Origin of the sequence: Tepidibacillus infernus, from assembly GCF_048898065.1 — a bacterium.
In the GTDB taxonomy this organism is placed as follows: domain Bacteria; phylum Bacillota; class Bacilli; order Tepidibacillales; family Tepidibacillaceae; genus Tepidibacillus_B; species Tepidibacillus_B infernus.
In genome coordinates this window covers 386006-404652 of sequence record NZ_JBLWFI010000001.1, presented here as the reverse complement: position 1 = coordinate 404652, position 18647 = coordinate 386006, and the positions used below count along the sequence as shown (strand labels likewise).

The window sequence follows — 18647 nt, the reverse complement described above, 5'->3', positions numbered from 1 at the left end:
TCTAGGATGTCTTTCCTTAGGTCGTAATAGAGAGATGATCTCAGCCTATTCATCCCCTCTCTGGCTATCCGTTTCCTAACTACTCTTCCCTTCACAGGATCCTTATTAAATCATATGTCACATGTTATATAATCATCATGTATTATTATCGATCTTTATCATACTTTGCTAAATAAGGAATGTCAAGCTACCACTTGAAAAATTTCATTTAGTTTCTCTATCTTTAAGTCAATTTGCGTTTCAATCGTTTCAATATAAACTTTTGGTTCTTTCGGATTTGGGAACCGTATGACTATATTTGAATTTGGCGGCATCAATTTGCTTACCGCTCCACACCCTAAACCAATAATCGTTTGTTTTTCTTCCATAATAAGAATGTTATAAATGCTTTCTCTGTTTTCTAAAGCATATCCTACGTTTTCTAAATTACCTAGCATATTTTTTTGACGGTACAAATAATAGGGATGATAATGATGTTCTCTTGCCCATCGGCTAGCTAAATCCATCATTTTTCTAATTTCATCTTTATCAATGATATCATATTCTGCTTTATTCTTTGTCAAATAAGAAGCTCTTTTAAAAGCCATGGTGTGAACAGTAATCGATTCCGGTTGTAAATTTGCTAGTTGATCAAGTGAGTACTGAAGTTGTTCCGTTCTTTCCCCAGGTAAACCAATAATTAAATCCATATTGATATTGTCAATCTTCATTTTTCTTGCTAAGTGAAACTTTTCAATCGTTTCTTCTACTGTATGATGGCGGCCAATGAGGTCTAATGTTTCTTGCGTAAATGTTTGCGGATTAATACTGATCCGGTCTACCTTCCATTTGTTTAACACGTTGATTTTATCAAGGGTAATCGTATCAGGTCTACCTGCCTCAACAGTAATTTCACGAAGATCTGCTAAATCAATCCATTGATTTAATTGCGCAAAGATTTGATCTAATTGTTCGGCTTCTATACTTGTAGGTGTTCCTCCTCCAAAGTAAATGGTTGTCACCTTACGACTTGATTCTTTTAACCATTTCCCTATTTTTTCAATCTCTAAATGTAAGCCTTTTAGGAAACCATCAACGGTTCCATTCCTCCCTTTAATTGAATAAGCAGGAAATGTACAGTAAGCACATTTTGTTGGGCAAAACGGGATACCTATATAAAGGCTGACTTCCTGATTAATCTCGTATAGGTCAGGGATTACTTTCAATTGTCTTTGAACAATCTCTCTTAACAAAGCGATTTTGTTTGGCCTTAATAAATATTCCTTCTCCAGAAATTGATCCACTTGGTCCATTGTCATCTCTTGCAGCAATTGATGGTAAAGCTTAGTTGGTCTAATCCCTGTAAGAATTCCCCAATCTTGTTTTTCACTTGTGATATCTTCTAAGATTTTAAGCCAAAGATGCTTTACCGCTTGTTTTGCGAGCTTTCGCTTTTCTTCTTCTGTTAGATTCATAGAAACGCATCGTTCATAGGTATAGGATGTGGATTGTTTATTTTTTATCACTTCACCCTTTACTAAGACAAAATCTTTACCATATTGTTCATCTATATTGACCAGATAAGCTTCTTCCTCAGCCTTTTCTTCAAAGAGGAGTTGATCAGTTTCCGTTTTAAATAAATCAAAAATCATTTCAATCTCTCTTTTAAATGGATGATCTTTTTGTTGCCATATGATCTTCATGTATCTAGCCTCTCCCACCTTTTAATCATGAATGACGGTGCAAACGAGAAGATGTATCCTTTTCAATATCTCTAGTCATTTCATTCATCTTGGCTTCGTCGATTTCAATTTGATCACACAAATCTAAAGAAACCTTCTGGTTCCATTGTCTTGCTAATACTTCTTTCTTTGATTGATGCAAGAAAATCCCTCCACTCATTTTCTATCCTTAGTTTCTCCAAAGTTTTCTTCATTCAATCCTAAGGATAGAAAAAGTTAAGGGACACTACCTACCTGATCATTTTTAGGTCTCTAAGAGGATGGTCACTGGCCCATCATTCGTAAACTCTACATCCATCATCTCACCAAATACACCTGTTTCAACATGAACGCCTTTTTCACGAATCAGTTCATTTAATCGTTCGTAAACTTTTCTAGCTATTTCAGGCTTTGCTGCATTCATAAAGTTGGGGCGACGCCCCTTTCTAGCATCTCCATATAAAGTAAATTGGGAAACAGATAAAACACTTCCTTTGATATCAAGAAGAGATAAGTTCATTTTCCCTTCTTCATCTTCAAAAATACGTAAATTCACGATTTTATCTGCCATAAATTGAAGATCTTCTTCTCCATCATCATGAGTAACGCCTACTAAAATCATTAAACCATAATCAATGGCGCCTACTACCTGATGATTTACGATAACCTTGGCTTTTTTTGCCCGTTGAACCACAATTCTCAAAGCAAGACTCTCCTTCTAGCATGTTTGCTATTGCATAATTCTACGAACAGTATAAACGTCCTTAACCCTTTTTATCCGCTCTACCACAGAATGTAAATGTTCTGTATTATGAATTAAGATGGTCATTAAAATAGAAGCCATCTTATTTTTGTCTGATTTGCCAGTAACTGCTGTCATATTCGTTTTTGTTTCAGAAACTGCTTGTAAGACTTCATTGAGCAAGCCTCGACGATCCATTCCAATCACTTCAATATCTACATTATAAGAATGTTCTTGAACATTATCCCATTCGACCTCTATTAATCGTTCTTTATCTTCAGGGATTTGGATATTTGGACAATCTTTACGATGGATGGAAACCCCTCGTCCTCTAGTAATAAAACCTACAATTTCATCACCTGGTACAGGGTTACAACAACGGGAAAAACGTATGAGGAGATTATCGATCCCTTTAACTTTAACCCCTGCAGCCATTTTTTTCTTAACAGTATTTGTGGGCTGACGTAAATCAAAATTTTTAATCGTATCTTCATCACTTAATTTTTTACCCTTGTCTGTTAAACGAGTTACAATTTGGGCTGCTGTAATCCCACCATAACCAATAGCCGACATCATGTCTTCTTCGTCATTAAAGTTAAATTTTGCTGCTATCTCCTTTAATAAATCAGAAGTCATGTATTGAGTCGGGTCATAACCTTGTCTTCTTAATTCCCTCTCGATACTTTCTCGACCTTTTATTACATTTTCTTCCCGTTTCTCTTTCTTAAACCATTGCTTTATCTTACTTCTTGCATGGGAAGACTGGGCAATCTTTAGCCAATCCTGACTTGGCCCATAGCTATGTTTGGAGGTGAGGATTTCTACAATGTCACCTGTTTTTAATTGATGATCAAGTGGTACAATCTTTCCATTCACCTTTGCACCGATACAACGATTTCCAACTTCAGTATGGATGCGATAAGCAAAGTCTAAAGGTACTGAACCTTGAGGTAATTCTATCACATCTCCCTTAGGGGTAAAAACAAAGACCACATCAGAGAATAAGTCCATCTTTAGGGACTCCATGAATTCTCTTGCATCCCGGTAATCATTCTGGTACTCAAGAATTTCTCTAAACCAAGAAAGCTTGTCCTCAAAAGAATGCTCAGAATGTATTTTCCCCTCTTTGTAAGCCCAATGGGCAGCAATACCAAATTCAGCAGTGTGATGCATTTCATAGGTACGAATTTGAACCTCTAAAGGCTCCCCTTTTGGTCCAATGACAGTGGTGTGCAGGGATTGATACATGTTTGCCTTAGGCATAGCAATATAGTCTTTAAATCTGCCAGGCATTGGTTTCCATAGCGTATGAATCGTCCCTAAAACAGCATAACAATCCTTAATACTTTCGACAATCACGCGTACGGCTAACAGATCATATATCTCATTAAATTGCTTATTTTGTTTTACCATTTTGCGGTAAATGCTATAGATGTGTTTGGGTCTTCCAGAGATTTCTGCTTCAATGCCCACATCTTCCATTTTATTTTGAATGGATTCGATGACTTTATTAAGATAATCTTCCCGCTCTGCTCTTTTTTTCTTCATCAGGTGGACAATCCGATAATATTGCTGTGGGTTTAGATAACGTAATGCGGTATCTTCTAGTTCCCATTTGATCGTAGATATTCCTAAACGATGAGCTAAAGGTGCAAATATTTCTAATGTTTCATCTGCAATGCGCCGTTGCTTTTCTTCAGGAAGATGTTTTAGTGTCCGCATATTGTGTAGCCTGTCTGCTAACTTAATCAATATGACACGAATATCCTTTGCCATTGCAACAAACATTTTTCGATGATTTTCAGCTTGTTGTTCTTCTTTTGACTTGTATTTAATACGTCCTAATTTAGTAACCCCATCTACTAATCTTGCAACTTCTTGGCCAAATCTTTCTGTTATTTGTTCTAAGGTTACCTCTGTATCTTCTACGACATCATGAAGAAGTCCAGAAATAACCGTTACCATGTCTAATTGAAGATCAACTAAGATTTCAGCTACCTTTGTTGGATGAATAATATAAGGTTCTCCTGAACGCCTTGTTTGACCTTCATGTGCTTTTTTGGCAAAGAAATAGGCATCTTTAATTAGATCAATATCTTTGTCAGACATATATTTACTTGCTTTTTTAACCAATTGTTCTATTGCCAATTCTAATTCCATATCTATTCACCTATTCTATGGTCAACTAAATGACGATTGCAAGAAAAACCCAACAATTCTTTGTTGGGCTTTCCTATCCTTATTATACTATTAATACGTGACTAAGGAGAAAACGTCAACACCCGGTAGTTTTTCCCTTCCATTTAAATAACTTAATTCAATAAAAAAGGCTGCTCCAACGACTTCTCCGCCTAATTGTTCGATTAATTTAATGGTAGTTGCAATAGTACCTCCAGTTGCTAATAAATCGTCTGCAATCAATACTTTTTGTCCAGGTTGAATCGCATCCTTGTGAACAGCTAGTGCATCCTTCCCATATTCTAAATCATAGGTAGCCTGAATGGTTTCAGCAGGTAATTTACCAGATTTACGAATAGGTACAAAACCAACACCTAAAGCATAGGCTAATGGGGTTCCTACCACAAATCCTCTTGCTTCTGGACCCGCGATTAAATCAATTTCCCTTTTTCTTGCAAATTCAGCTAATTGATCAATGGCCGCTTGATAGGCTTCCCCATCTTTTAATAGGGTTGTTATATCTTTGAAGCTAATTCCTTCCTGTGGAAAATCTGGAATAACCCTAATTAACTTTTTAAAATTCACGATGACTCCTCCTAAATATTTTCTATTGATCCTCTAGATTAACAAACCATTTTCCAAGCTGTTCGGATGTAGAATATAAGAATAATTGCTTTACTTCTTCAAACTCTAGATAACTTCGATATAAGTCAGACTGAGTTAATTCTTTTCTTTCCGGATTTGGATTGAAATGAATCTGTTCACCCTTTACTATTATAAAACCTAATTCGCTAAAAACATCAAGAACAAATTGAAATATTTCTGAACTAATTCCTAAATTGTTAAAATAATGTTCGGCTTTGAATCGATTTTTTAATAACTCATTTTGCTTTAAGGTTGCAAAGATTTGTTTAAAAAGATTTCGGTCTAAAGCCTTAGAAAACAATTTATTATCATTATGTCCATAAATGCAATAAATTCTTTCAATCTTAGCATATTTTTTCAATATCTCTCTCATTACAGAAAGAGAAGGTGGCATGTGAACGAGCACCAGTGCAGTAGTCTTTGAATCAGCTACTTGATCCCAATTTTGGTATGAAATTTTGTTCATATCTTTAATAGAAATAAGATCATTTCCTAAATCTTCATCATAAAGTAAGATTATTTTATTGTTATCGATGGAAAGTTCTAAGAGTCTATCGGATAGGGATGAAGAATTTCGCCAATCAAATACTTGTAAATGAGGAATATTTACATCTCTTACAATGATTTGTGGTTTTTGCTCTTGATTCCATTCGTTGATCGATAATTCGCCAAGAAGCTGGATTTTTGAAAAATGGGCAATCTCTTTTTTCAAATCTCCCATGTGAAATGCTAAAGCATCTATAGTCTTCCCATCGCTCTTAACCTTCAGTTTTAGATGTTGTTTTTCTTTCCCAACAACTGTAATCTCAGTTACTTCACTTTGATCAATGACGATTTTTGGAGTAGGATTACCAATTCCGTATGGAGCTAATCGTTCTAATTGTTGTACCAATTGCAGATCAATATCCTCTATTTTACAGATCACATCCACTTTTTCAATTGGGATGAAATCCTCCTCTGTTAACCATTCGTTTGCTAATTGATGTAATCTAGTTCTTAATTGTGCTATATCTTTCTCATGGATAGATAACCCTGCCGCTGCTGGGTGTCCCCCAAAATGAGGTAATATATCCTTCACAGTCGTTAGGGCTTGGTAAATATTATAACCTTCAATACTTCGTGCTGACCCCTTAGCCATCTTGGTTTCAGGGTCAATACTTAAAACAATCGTAGGCCGGTAATATTTTTCTAAAATTCTTGAAGCCACTATCCCAATCACGCCCACGTTCCAACCTTCATTGGCCACCACGATCACTTGATATTGATCTAATTGAGATTGTTTAATCAATTGAAAGGCATCTTCCGTAATTTGCTCTACAATTCCCTGCCGTTCTTGGTTGATTTCATTTAATAATTGAGCCAATTCTGTTGCCTCTTCCGCTTTTTCGGAAATAAAAAGCCGTACTGCATGTCCTGCCGTATCTAAACGTCCACTAGCATTGATTCTTGGAGCAATGACGAAGCCAACATGACCAGCAGTGATTTCTTTTCCTGCTAATCCGGTTTCTTCCAACATCGCTTTAAGGCCAAAATGCATTGTTTCTCGCATCTGCTTTAAACCAAGACTTGCTATAATTCGATTTTCATCATAAAGAGGAACGAGATCAGCAATGGTTCCAATAGCAGCGATATCAATCAATTCTGTTGGAACACGCCCCAACAAAGCATGTGCTAATTTAAACGCAACTCCTACACCTGATAAATATTTAAAAGGGTATGTATCATTTGGCTTTTTAGGGTTAATCACAGCATATGCATCAGGTAATACCGGTGGAGGCTCATGATGGTCAGTGATAATCAAAGCAATCCCTTTTTCTTTGGCAAATGCCGCTTCTTCTATCGCACTTATTCCCGTATCTACTGTAATCACAACCGCAAAACCCTGTTTTTCTGCTTGACTTAACGCCTCTTTATTTAAACCATAGCCCTCTGTAAATCGATTTGGAATATAATATGCAAAATTTGCTTTTAAGGTTTTTAAGGTCTTATAAAGCAAGCTTGTACTTGTGACCCCATCTGCATCATAGTCACCATAAATCAAAATTTTTTCATTCTTTAAAATGGCTGAGTGAATACGATCGACCGCTTTTTTCATTCCATCAAGTAAATAGGGATCATACAGTCCTGCTAAATCCGGCTGTAGAAATTGCATGGCATGTTTTTCGTCGATACCTCTAATCGCTAATAACTGGGCGACTTTTTCGTTTATACCACAAGTCATCGCGATGCTTTTTACAACTTCTGTATCTGCATATTGAATTTGCCAACGCTTTTTAGGTTTAAGCATATTTCCACCCCTTCTAAGACGAATTTCATTATAATTGAAAAATAATGGTGGGGCAATGAAATATTGTGTAAAAAAGGTTTGTATATTCCATCGCGCTCCGTCATCCGTGCCCTTCTATGAATAAAGATTATGGAGAGAAGGGCACTTCTGAAGGCACACAAAGTGTACAAGTCGTGCTACACAGCTAAAGCTGCTAGTCACGCTATGTCGCAGCTTATGGAATATACAAACCCTTAAATGACAAATGGAAGAAAGTTATACTTTCTTAATCTTTTAAGAAAAAACCGCGGCTTTTACCGCGGTAACTCTTATGCTTCAGTTTGAGGAACTAATCGTTTCTTATTTAGATCTCTTGCTTTCCACACTACCCAAATTTGGGACGCAATAAAGATCGAAGAATACGTACCACTTAATAAGCCCATGAGTAAGGCAAATGAGAAGTTTTTAATGCCAGTACCACCAAAGATATATAATGCTAAAGCTGTAATGAAAACAGTAAGTACTGTATTGATTGAACGAGTCAATGTTTGATTGATCGCTGTATTTACAACATCAGCGATATCCTCAAATCTCTTAATCTTAGCATTTTTCAAGTTCTCTCTGATTCGGTCAAAAATAACAATGGTATCGTTGATCGAATAGCCTACAATAGTTAAGATCGCAGCAATAAAGGTTAAATCAACTTCAATTCTTAAAATGGAGAACATTGAAATCGTAAAGAAAGCATCATGTAATAAAGCGATAATGGCAGCAATCGCAAAACGATATTCAAAACGAATTGAAACATATAGAATAATTCCGATTGAAGCTAACAGAACAGAATACATCGCTTTTTTCGCAAGTTCACGACCCACTGTTGGATTTACGGTACTTTCTTGAATATCCACCTGTGAACCGTATTTTGAACGAAATACCTCTTTTATCACAGGTAATGCTTTAGAATCGATTGTTTGGTCAAAACGAGCTATCGCCATTTCATTTTGATCTCCTGCAGTTCTGATTACACTAGGAGTCAAATTGATGTCTTTGATTCCTTGTTGTTTTGCTTTATATTCCGCTTCTTTAAAAAGATTTCTTACATCTTTTTCAACAAAAGTCTTACCAATATTCACATCTAAACGGGATCCACTCTTAAAATCAATGCCTAAATTTAATCCAAAAACAACTAAGGATAAAAGACCTAGGATCAATATAGATGCAGAGATAATAAAAAACTTCTTCCTATTCCCAACGAAATCAATATTAAAGTTCACTTATCTCTTCCTCCTTTACACCATAAAACCAGGTTTTATTGACAAGGTTGGATCTTACGAAGAGATTAAGCAATAATCTTGATCCATACACAGCAGTCAACATACTAACAAGGATACTTACAATCAATGTCACTGCAAAACCTTGAATTGGTCCACTTCCAAAATAAAATAAAACAATAGCCGCAATAATTGTTGTGATATTCGCATCTAAAATCGTAGCAAAAGAACGATGTGAACCGGCACGAAGTGCAGACAATAAGCTTTTTCCACTTCTTAATTCTTCTTTGATCCGTTCATATGTAATGATATTGGCATCAACCGCCATACCGACACCTAGAACCAAGGCAGCAATACCTGGCAGTGTTAACGTAACATGCATTTGCCAGAACAATACTAGGATCAGATAGACGTATACAATCAAGGAAAAACTAGCGATAATACCAGGAATTCGGTAATAGAAAATCATAAAGAGCAATACCAGAATAGAACCAATGATCCCGGCCTTTACAGCTAATTGTAAAGCTTTCATTCCTAAACTTGCACCCACACTTTGAGATTGAATCTCTTTCAACTCTAAAGGAAGAGCTCCGGCATTTAATAAATCAGCCAACTGCTGTGCTTCTTCTACTGTTCTTTGTCCGGTAATGGTTGCTATTCCATTTGAAATCACAGATTGAACGGTCGGATTGGTGATCATATCCTCATCAAGGAAAATACCAATCGGTTTGCCAATATATTCAGATGTAATTTTTGCAAACTTATCTGCATCTTTTAATTTTAATTCTACAATGGCTTGTCCATATTTGTTGACATCCACTTTTGAACCACCTGGAACTAAATCATTCCCATCCATCAATATTTCATTATTTTCATTTCTAAAGGTTAATTTAGCAGGTTTACCTAATAAATTACGGGCTTTATCTTGGTCAGTGACCCCTGCTAATTTAACACGAATTCGATCATTACCCTCAATATCAATCTCAGGTTCAGTTACACCAAGCACATTGATTCTTCGTTCAATGGCAGAAACCGTATCTTTTAAAGCTTTATTAGTCACTTCTTGTCCATCTAAAGCCTTTGCTTGATATAATACTTCAAATCCACCTTGAAGGTCTAAGCCTAAGGTAATGTTTTTTAATACGTTCCCAGTAGTGAAGATCATTGTTAGGGAAAGTGCTGCAATGATGATAATAAGTCCGACTAGTTTACTCCAACGAACCATGAACAGTTGTCCTCCTTTTTTGCTCAATAAAAACATTATAATTCTTTCAAGAAAAGGGTGCAAGAAAACATAAATTAACCTACAAAAATATACAAAATTAAAAAGCATCCAAAGATGCCTTTATATAAAGACTAATTTATATTTAATCCTTTATAAGCATTTAACGTCATCCAATTCATAAAAGTAGTCACTTTCAACGATAAAATATCATTTACCAATTGATGGATAGGGGGTAATTCCCCGTTGTACTTCTCTGAAATACAATCCCATACCTCTTTACCTGTCACATGTTCATAGCCCATTAAAGCAAATTCTTCTGCTTTGCTTTTGCACAATTGTTCTATTTGCTGATTTAGTTCATGCATCTCCAATTTTCTTCACCACACTTCCAATTCTTTCACTCTCATTATACGATATGTTCAGAGAATTGTCCTACTATATTCTTTCTAGCTCAATAAAAGGTTGCTTGCAATTCCCATGATAAAACCAGCAAATACAACACCAAGAGCAATGGCCGGAAAAGCATAAGAAATCTTAACTCTTAAAAAAGTGGCAAGTAATGCGGCAGACCAAGCACCAGTCGTTGGTAGTGGTATGGCAGTAAAAATGAACAAGCCAAAAGCACCATAGCGATCTAGATTATTTTTCCCTTTTCTTAGGGTACGCCGATAACTCCATTGATACATTCTTCGATACCAGTTAAAACGCATAAAAATCCGACTAATAGGCTCAAACAAAATCAAGAGGGGAAGAATTGGTATCATATTGCCAAGCACACTTAATAAGAATACCTCCCAAAAGGGTAATCCTAGGCTAATCCCAATTGGTATCGAGCCTCGTAACTCAATAAAAGGTAACATACTAATAAAAAGGATATAAAGTTCTGTTTTCATCGCCATCTCCTTCATATAGAAGTCATGAGTCCATCTTTTTGGACATATATCATTATAGACAAGAAATAGACATAGAAAGAAGGGAAAGAGATGAAGAAACAAAACTTTGTGAAAGGAACGATGATCCTAGTTGTAGGTGGACTTATTACCCGTGCACTTGGTACCATCTATCGAATCTTTTTATCACGAATGATTGGCCCTGAAGCAATTGGCCTATATCAAATGTCCTTTCCCACACTTATTATGATGATCACGATTGTCACAGCAGGTCTACCGATTGCGGTATCCAAAATAGTTGCTGAAGCTGAGGCTGAAAAAGATTTAGCAAAGGTAAAAAAAGTTCTTCATATCGCCCTTTCTCTAGTGATTCTTATTTCTTTGATTGTCTCATTCTTATTTTATTTGCTAATCCCTTTAATTTCAAAATATTTTTTAACGGATGAGAGAGTTTATTATACTTTAATTATAATAATTCCTATTATACCAATCATCTCTGTTTCATCTGTATTAAGAGGTTATTTTCAAGGAAAACAAAATATGATTCCTTCTGCAATGTCCACCATTATCGAAACGATCTTTAGAATGATTTTTGGGATGATCTTTTCTTTAATCGGATTAGAAAAAGGAGTAGAGTATGCTTCAGCTGGAGCAATGATTGGTATGGTGATTGGGGAAATGGCTGGATTTCTTACCTTGCTCATTCAATACCAATTTCATAAAAACGAATATAGGCCTGTTCAAAAACAGAAATTACGACCCTTATTGAATCAAAACGAAAATATTTATCACAAAATCAATCGTATTGCTCTGCCTGTTACTACTAGTCAGGTAATCGGTTCTCTTGCCTATTTTATTGAGCCAAGCATTGTTTCACATAGTTTAGCAATTGCAGGAATCTCAACAGCAATGGCTACTGCTTTATATGGGCAATTAGCAGGTATGGCCTTACTTGTCCTATTTTTCCCAACCGTAATCACTTATTCTTTATCTCTTTCCCTTATTCCAGCGATTAGTGAAGCAGCTGCGAGAAAAGAAATGTCTTTGGTTTATAAACGGTTGCACCAAGCTCTCAATATTGCATATATGATTGGTTTGCCTGCTTCTGTTGTGATGTTTATTATGGCAGATCCGTTAGCAAATCTTTTATTTGCAACCCCACAGGTTGGCCATTTAATGAAAATAATGGCACCTTTTGCCATCTTCTTATATATTCAACGCCCCTTAGCAGCTACGTTACAGGGATTAGATCAGGCAAAAGAGTCGATGAAGAACTCGATTATTGGAGCAATTGCCAAAACGATTGCAATTTTTGTGTTAGCCTCAAATCCTCGTTTTGGGATTGATGGGGTTGCTATGGCGATCAATTTAGGGATGATGCTTGTCACAGTTCTTCATTTCCGCTGTATTGTTCATTTGATTGGCTATACCATTAAATTAAAGCCGATATTAACGATTGGCCTATCCTCCTTAGCTATGGGTTATATTTCTTATTTAATCCTGTCCTACGCTAAATTCCCGTTTCCTTTAGGGATTCGTATGATTTTATCACTTGTTTTAAGCCTGATCGCTTATCTTTATCTATTACTGTTATTCAAGGTAATAAAAAAACAGGATATCGCCCGTATTCCATGGATTGGCCCTGGAATCGCTCGTATCCTGCCTTAATTCTTCTGATCCTTTAAGTCAATAAATAATTTACCTGTATGGTCAACGGTGGCAAAAAAGACCTGAGAAATATCTTTGATACCATGTTTACGAATTTCTTTCTTTAACCAATTGATATCCTTATTAATTTTTCCCAAATTGGTCTTAATCGCTTTTCCATCCTCGATAATAGCTAGAGGAAGTCCGTAGTAATCTTGACCTGAGATATTCAGGTCTTCTTTTGTTACTGGCAATTGACTTGGTTTAGGAAAAACGGTTAATTTCCCCGATGGCTCTAAAATGGCAAATTCCACATCTGCCACATTATTGATATTTTTCTCTCTTAGTTGAATCAGGAGATCATCCATGGAATAACGCTGTTTCGCCATTTCTTTATCTCTAATTTTTCCATTCGCTATCAAAACGGATGGTTCCCCTTCAACCAAATCTCTTACTCTTTTACTTTTTAACGAAATATAAGATAGGAAAACTTGGGTTACCATTAGTGCAAGAATTGGCAATATTCCCTTTAATATAGAACTATTTGTATCTTCGATCACCAAAACCGCGATATCAGCCATCATAATATAAACGACGACATCAAAGATTGAGAGCTTTCCTATTTCTCTTTTTCCCATCAATCTCAAAACAACTAATACAAAAAAATACATAAAGAGCGTTCGAAATAGAGAAGTAAAGATTGTCATTTGCTACTCCTTCTTATCCTGAGTTTCAAATTTTAGTCTTTACCAACTATCCGATAATTATTACACCCTCACAACCATTTTCTCTTTTTAAATGCATACAACATGGTTACAGCTAAAAAGATCATTCCTAAAACAATAACCACGATCGAGAGTGGATGTTCTTCATAAGGAATCTTTACATTCATTCCAAATATTCCTGTAATAAAAGTTAATGGCATCATAATGGTAGAAATAATCGTTAGCACCCTCATGATCTCCGTCGTTTTGGCACTTACAATAGAATAATACGTATCTAATGCACTATTCACCAAATCTCGATACGTTTCAGTGCTATCGACGATTCGTTCAAGGTGGTCAATTAAATCTATAAAGTACGGAATATTCTCTTCATTCACTTCAAATGTCCATAACCCATTAAGATGAGCAAAAATTCTTTTTTGTGGCATAATCACTTTTCTGATTAAAATAATAGACCGTTTTAACGCCATAAATTCTTCTGTGATTTCTTCCATTCGATGTTCATACATTTCATCTTCTAATTCATCAATTCTAACACGAATTCGGTCAAGGATAGGAAAATATTCATCTGTAATCCCATCTACAATGGCATATAGCAAATAATCTGGCCCTTTGCTCATATAATCTGAATGATTTAAACTTCTAGCCGCTACTTTACCAATCGGATTTAATGGATTCTTATGAATGGTTACCACATAGTTATCTCCTAAAAAAACATTCAGTTCTAAGGTGGAAATTTCATCATCACTATCTTCATTATATTTTAATGCATGGAAGACGAAAAAAAAGTAATCGTCATAGCGGTCAACTTTGGCCCTGGGGCTAATCTGCAAACAATCCTCAATCGCTAAAGGGTGGAATTGGAACAGTTTTCCGATATAGGTAAGCTCTTCAGCTTTCACATCATACAAATCAATCCATAATAAATTCTCAGCAGATTGTAAATAACGATTCAACTGAGTTAAATCAATATCGTGATACATTTTTTGTTCGTTACGATGATAATAATATGTCTTAATCATTAGATAATCCCCCTTTAAGACCACTGAAATATTATACTAAAGAACCCAACATAATGCTAGAATTCCCAGCATAATATTTACAAACTAATAAAAATGGGAGGGGTCAGGATGAAATTAAATCCAATGACAAACATAACACCTAAAATTACCAATCCAATCTTAAGCGGGCTTGTTTACACTTACGCTATTGTGATCATCGCTTCTTTATTTTGGGCATTGCTTCTTTATTTTACTTCTCTATCTGATACGAATCTATCACTTTTTAGTTATACAATTACTGCCATCAGTTTATTATTTGGCGGGTTTGTCTCTGGAAAAAGGGCAGGTTCAAGAGGATGGTATTATGGAGGGATTACTGGAGCAATTTATGGTTTGATCTTAGCCATTATTGGTTTCTTAGGTTTCGATGCAAGCTTCAATCTTAGAAACCTTGTTTTAATCATTTTAGCTTTCTTGTTTGGAGCACTTGGTGGTATTTTTGGCGTAAATAGTAAAAAATAGTTTAGGGTAACTGTGGGAAATTTTGAAATGAAACATAGAATACTATATCTCCACTAGGGTTTATGGTACAATTAAAAAAGTTGCCAAAGTTGAGTACTAGCCAAAGCGGCAGTTGAGTTCTTCTTTCAGGGGGGATTCTATGTTTCAATCGATGAATACCATCATTCTAACCGTTGCGATTTTAGTCATCATAATTTCATCGGTTCTATTACAAAAAAATCCGTACCGAACACTTAAAGATATGTTTGTGAAACTTTTTTCTGATAAAAAATACCTACTTCATTTTTTGGCCTTATTTCTTATTCTCTATTTCAACAAAATCGAGCAAAAAATAGAGAAAGATTTAGTTGTGCCAGATTTTACACCAATGATACATCAGTGGGAAGGTAATATTGTTTATTTTATTCAGCAGTGGTTTATGAATGATTCGTTAACTTATCTACTTACCTTTTTCTATGTCATCATCTTTCCAACAATGATGGTTACTTCTTTTATTGTTTATTCAAATCGTGATGATGACAGATCGTTTTATTCACTCATTTATGCAATGATGTTAAACTATATCATCGCTATCCCGTTTTATCTCTTTTTCCCAGTCTATGAAGTATGGTATTATGATCCACACGTTCAGTTTTTGATTCCAAAAGTATATCCTAACTTTGAGATCGAATATCGAGCTCTTTCAGGTCTCGATAACAATTTTCCAAGCTTACACACTTCGATTTCTGTCACGATTGCTTTAATTGCTTTGCGTTCAAAAAGTAAATGGCTTGGTAAGATTACCATGTTCAGTGCGGGAGTAATTATTTTCTCTATCTTTTATTTAGGGATTCACTGGTTATCTGATATGACAGCTGGTATTTTATTAGGAATGATCGCTAGTCAAACTGGCTATATTCTTAGTGATAACCTTTCTACCAACAAACAGTTAAGACTTAGCTCTTCGCGAAGATAAAGAAAGAAATCTATAAAAGTGCCCCAATGTGATGCTAAAAAAGAGATAGACTCTGGATACCAGATCTATCTCTTTTTATGTATTTTTGTCTATTTCTTATTTTCTTCTTTGTTATCTTCAACTACACCATTGATTGCATTACGATCAAATGTTAATTTAGTGCTTTCATTTACGCGAAGGGTAACCTTATCGTCAGTTAAGTCAATGATCGTACCATATAAACCTCCAATGGTAATCACCTTATCGTTTTTCTTTAAGTTAGAAAGCATTACATTTCTTTGTTTTGTTCGCTTTTGTTGTGGGCGAATCAACAAGAAATAAAAAATAACAAACATTAGAATCAATGGTAATATAGTAGCTAATAAGCTACCTTGAGCTGCTGTCTCTTGAGCCAAATTCATGAATTTTCCCTCCTTTCCTTAGAGTATAGCATACCATAAAGTTTAGAATGAGCGTAACTCATTTATTCCATATTGTTCAAAAAATTCCTCTTTAAACTCTAAAAGCCGATCTTCCATAATAGCCTCACGAATTTTTTTCATTAGTTCCAATAAAAAGTATAAATTATGATATGAAGTAAGTCTTAATCCAAAAATCTCATCTGCTTTTAAAAGGTGTCTAACGTATGCTCTTGAATAATTTTGACAGGTATAACAACCACAAACTGGATCAATTGGTCCAAAATCCCTCGCATACTTAGCATTACGTACAACAAGTCTTCCTTGACTGGTCATCGTTGTTCCATTTCTGGCAATTCTTGTAGGTAAGACACAGTCAAACATATCAATCCCTCGAATAACCCCTTCAAATAAGGATTCAGGATCGCCAACCCCCATCAGGTAACGAGGTTTATTCTCTGGTAGTAAAGAAGTGGTATATTCCAATACCTCATACATCATATCCTTTGGTTCCCCTACACTTAACCCACCAACAGCATATCCGGGAAAATCTAAAGAAGTAATCTCTTTGGCACTCTGTTCACGTAAATCTTTATACATACCACCTTGAACAATACCAAATAATGCTTGATCATTTGGCCGTTGATGCGCCTTTAGGGAACGCTCTGCCCAACGAGTGGTTCTTTCCAATGATTGCTTGACATATTCCCGTTCCGCTGGATATGGTGGACACTCATCAAAGGCCATCATAATGTCTGAGCCAAGCGCATTTTGTATTTTAATCGAAGTTTCTGGCCCGATAAAGAGTTTTTCCCCACTTAAATGATTGCGAAAATGAACCCCTTCTTCAGTAATGTTACGGAGGTCACTTAAACTAAAGACCTGGAATCCACCACTATCGGTTAAAATTGGGCGATCCCAATTCATAAAAGAATGAAGACCCCCAGCTTCTTTAACTATCTCGTGTCCAGGTCGCAAAAACAAATGATAAGTGTTGCTCAAAATGATTTGAGCATTCATCTCTTTTAACTCTTCCGGGCTCATCGCTTTTACAGTCGCTTGTGTTCCTACAGGCATAAAGATTGGTGTCTCTATTACGCCATGAGGTGTATGTAAACGCCCTAAACGTGCCCCTGTTTTTTTATCTTTTTTGATCAATTCATAGCGAACTGCCGACATGATATCTCTCCTTGTATTCAATAAATAAACATGGCATCGCCGAAACTAAAAAAGCGGTAATGGTGTTGAATTGCCTCACGGTAGGCTTTCATCACCTGCTCCCTTCCGGCTAAAGCACTAACCAACATGATTAACGAAGACTTGGGCAAATGAAAATTCGTAATCATCGCATCAATTGCTTTAAATTGATAACCTGGATAAATAAAAATATCTGTCCAACCCTGTTTTGCAATGAATCGTCTTGATTCTTGGTCTATCACGGTTTCTAGTGTACGTACCGAGGTTGTGCCGACAGCGATGATTCTTCGTCCATCTGACTTTGCTTGATTTAATTTTTCCGCTACCTCTTCTGATAAAGAATAGAATTCTGAATGCATATGATGTTCTTCAATATTCTGAGCTTGTACTGGACGGAAGGTTCCTAAACCAACATGTAAAGTAATATAAAGGATTTCAATCCCTTTTTCTTTGATTTGTTCTAACAATTCCTTTGTAAAATGCAAGCCTGCTGTTGGAGCTGCTGCAGAACCTAAATTTTTGGCATATACCGTCTGATAGCGATCCTTATCCTCTAATTGTTCTTTAATATAGGGAGGAAGCGGCATTTGGCCAAGTTGGTCTAGGATTTCATTAAAAACCCCTTGATATTGAAAACGGATGATTCTTCCCCCTACCTCTGTCATATCCTCAACGATTCCCGTTAATAAGCCATCGCCAAAGATAATCTGATGACCAACCCGTAGCTTTTTTCCAGGTTTAACAAGGGTTTCCCAACGGTCATTCTCTAGCTGTTTTAATAAGAGAACCTCGATTTTAGCCCCAGTCTCCTTTTTTATGCCAAACAAACGAGCAGGGAGTACTTTAGTATCGTTAAGCACCAATGTATCCCCCGGTTGTAAATAGTCCACAATATCTTTGAAATGATGATGCCTAATCTCCCCTGTTTTTCGATTCAAAGTAAGCATCTTAGATTCTGCTCGATTCTTTAGTGGGGTTTGGGCAATCAGCTCTTCTGGCAAGTAAAAGTCAAATAATTCAATATTCATTATTCAAGTTCATCCTTTATCTATGATCCACATTATGTACTAGTATTTCAAACTGGATTGGTATATATACCCAAGCTATTCAACGGTATCTACTATAGCAATCCTTGTTGTTTTTGACAACACCATTCTTACATTTTGCTTCTTCTTACCCTCTTGCATAGATAAAACTAACATAATATAATCATAAATAAGCACAAACAAAAACAAACAGTCATATTTTTAATGTAAAACGCTTGCAAGTATTCATAAACAGTCAT

Annotated in this window: 18 protein-coding genes and 1 other annotated feature (1 of these 19 cut by a window edge); of the genes, 3 read left to right on the top strand and 15 right to left on the bottom strand. The window is 35.8% G+C overall.

The annotated features are described in order from the left end of the window. Window positions 1-104: a binding site (T-box leader), on the bottom strand (it extends 123 nt beyond the left edge of the window). A gap of 78 nt (window positions 105-182) precedes the next feature. The 10 genes from TEPIDINF_RS01985 to TEPIDINF_RS01940 all read right to left on the bottom strand — a co-directional run bounded on the left by TEPIDINF_RS01985 (window position 183) and on the right by TEPIDINF_RS01940 (window position 10920). Further along, window positions 183-1682 (bottom strand): coproporphyrinogen III oxidase, encoded by a 1500-nt coding sequence (locus TEPIDINF_RS01985; protein WP_421691258.1) that lies wholly within the window; start codon window positions 1680-1682, stop codon window positions 183-185. Window positions 1683-1707: 25 nt separating this feature from the next. After that, the gene (locus TEPIDINF_RS01980; protein ID WP_181482147.1) at window positions 1708-1863 is read right to left on the bottom strand and encodes a hypothetical protein; all 156 of its coding nucleotides are present in this window, start codon (window positions 1861-1863) and stop codon (window positions 1708-1710) included. A gap of 102 nt (window positions 1864-1965) precedes the next feature. Continuing rightward, entirely contained in the window at window positions 1966-2403 is a 438-nt protein-coding gene (gene dtd / locus TEPIDINF_RS01975; RefSeq protein ID WP_068723203.1) for a D-aminoacyl-tRNA deacylase, read from the bottom strand. Between the two features lie 27 nt (window positions 2404-2430). Next, window positions 2431-4551, bottom strand: a complete 2121-nt coding sequence (locus tag TEPIDINF_RS01970; RefSeq protein WP_421692128.1) for a RelA/SpoT family protein — start codon at window positions 4549-4551, stop codon at window positions 2431-2433. Between the two features lie 141 nt (window positions 4552-4692). Next, complete coding sequence (locus TEPIDINF_RS01965; RefSeq protein WP_068723199.1) at window positions 4693-5205, bottom strand: adenine phosphoribosyltransferase; 513 nt, start codon at window positions 5203-5205, stop codon at window positions 4693-4695. A gap of 22 nt (window positions 5206-5227) precedes the next feature. Further along, entirely contained in the window at window positions 5228-7552 is a 2325-nt protein-coding gene (gene recJ / locus TEPIDINF_RS01960; RefSeq protein WP_068723194.1) for a single-stranded-DNA-specific exonuclease RecJ, read from the bottom strand. 308 nt (window positions 7553-7860) lie between these two features. Continuing rightward, window positions 7861-8805, bottom strand: a complete 945-nt coding sequence (secF, locus tag TEPIDINF_RS01955) for a protein translocase subunit SecF (RefSeq protein WP_421691257.1) — start codon at window positions 8803-8805, stop codon at window positions 7861-7863. Next, window positions 8795-10027 carry a protein translocase subunit SecD gene (gene secD / locus TEPIDINF_RS01950; protein WP_082732341.1) on the bottom strand — a complete coding sequence of 411 codons (1233 nt, stop codon included), beginning with the start codon at window positions 10025-10027 and terminating at the stop codon, window positions 8795-8797. The genes secF and secD overlap by 11 nt, the downstream gene beginning before the upstream one ends. Before the next feature lie 131 nt (window positions 10028-10158). Then, window positions 10159-10392 carry a post-transcriptional regulator gene (locus TEPIDINF_RS01945; protein WP_069800446.1) on the bottom strand — a complete coding sequence of 78 codons (234 nt, stop codon included), beginning with the start codon at window positions 10390-10392 and terminating at the stop codon, window positions 10159-10161. An 81-nt stretch (window positions 10393-10473) separates the two neighbouring features. Further along, entirely contained in the window at window positions 10474-10920 is a 447-nt protein-coding gene (locus TEPIDINF_RS01940) for a COG2426 family protein (protein WP_161937272.1), read from the bottom strand. A 90-nt stretch (window positions 10921-11010) separates the two neighbouring features. Here TEPIDINF_RS01940 and spoVB point away from each other — a divergent pair, with 90 nt between their 5' ends. Next, the gene (gene spoVB / locus TEPIDINF_RS01935; RefSeq protein WP_068723192.1) at window positions 11011-12585 is read left to right on the top strand and encodes a stage V sporulation protein B; all 1575 of its coding nucleotides are present in this window, start codon (window positions 11011-11013) and stop codon (window positions 12583-12585) included. Here the strand turns inward: spoVB and TEPIDINF_RS01930 are convergent. Together TEPIDINF_RS01930 and corA are read right to left on the bottom strand one after the other, a co-directional pair. Next, window positions 12582-13271 carry a DUF421 domain-containing protein gene (locus TEPIDINF_RS01930; protein WP_068723190.1) on the bottom strand — a complete coding sequence of 230 codons (690 nt, stop codon included), beginning with the start codon at window positions 13269-13271 and terminating at the stop codon, window positions 12582-12584. The two genes, spoVB and TEPIDINF_RS01930, sit on opposite strands and share 4 nt — an antisense overlap. Before the next feature lie 68 nt (window positions 13272-13339). Further along, window positions 13340-14311, bottom strand: coding sequence for a magnesium/cobalt transporter CorA (gene corA, locus TEPIDINF_RS01925; RefSeq protein WP_069800358.1), 972 nt, complete (start codon window positions 14309-14311; stop codon window positions 13340-13342). A 108-nt stretch (window positions 14312-14419) separates the two neighbouring features. Between corA and TEPIDINF_RS01920 the strand changes: the two genes are divergently transcribed. Together TEPIDINF_RS01920 and TEPIDINF_RS01915 are read left to right on the top strand one after the other, a co-directional pair. After that, window positions 14420-14812: a TIGR04086 family membrane protein gene (locus TEPIDINF_RS01920; RefSeq protein ID WP_235589055.1), complete on the top strand. Its 393-nt coding sequence runs from the start codon at window positions 14420-14422 to the stop codon at window positions 14810-14812. A gap of 139 nt (window positions 14813-14951) precedes the next feature. Further along, entirely contained in the window at window positions 14952-15767 is an 816-nt protein-coding gene (locus TEPIDINF_RS01915) for a phosphatase PAP2 family protein (RefSeq protein ID WP_068723188.1), read from the top strand. Window positions 15768-15856: 89 nt separating this feature from the next. Here TEPIDINF_RS01915 and yajC read toward each other — a convergent pair whose 3' ends face one another. Genes yajC through queA form a run of 3 tightly spaced genes read right to left on the bottom strand, consistent with a single transcriptional unit; the run spans window position 15857 to window position 18390 of the window. Continuing rightward, window positions 15857-16168 (bottom strand): preprotein translocase subunit YajC, encoded by a 312-nt coding sequence (gene yajC / locus TEPIDINF_RS01910; protein WP_068723185.1) that lies wholly within the window; start codon window positions 16166-16168, stop codon window positions 15857-15859. Between the two features lie 42 nt (window positions 16169-16210). Continuing rightward, window positions 16211-17344, bottom strand: a complete 1134-nt coding sequence (gene tgt, locus TEPIDINF_RS01905) for a tRNA guanosine(34) transglycosylase Tgt (protein ID WP_421691256.1) — start codon at window positions 17342-17344, stop codon at window positions 16211-16213. A 17-nt stretch (window positions 17345-17361) separates the two neighbouring features. Then, window positions 17362-18390: a tRNA preQ1(34) S-adenosylmethionine ribosyltransferase-isomerase QueA gene (gene queA / locus TEPIDINF_RS01900; protein WP_068723183.1), complete on the bottom strand. Its 1029-nt coding sequence runs from the start codon at window positions 18388-18390 to the stop codon at window positions 17362-17364. Between the last annotated feature and the right edge of the window lie 257 nt (window positions 18391-18647).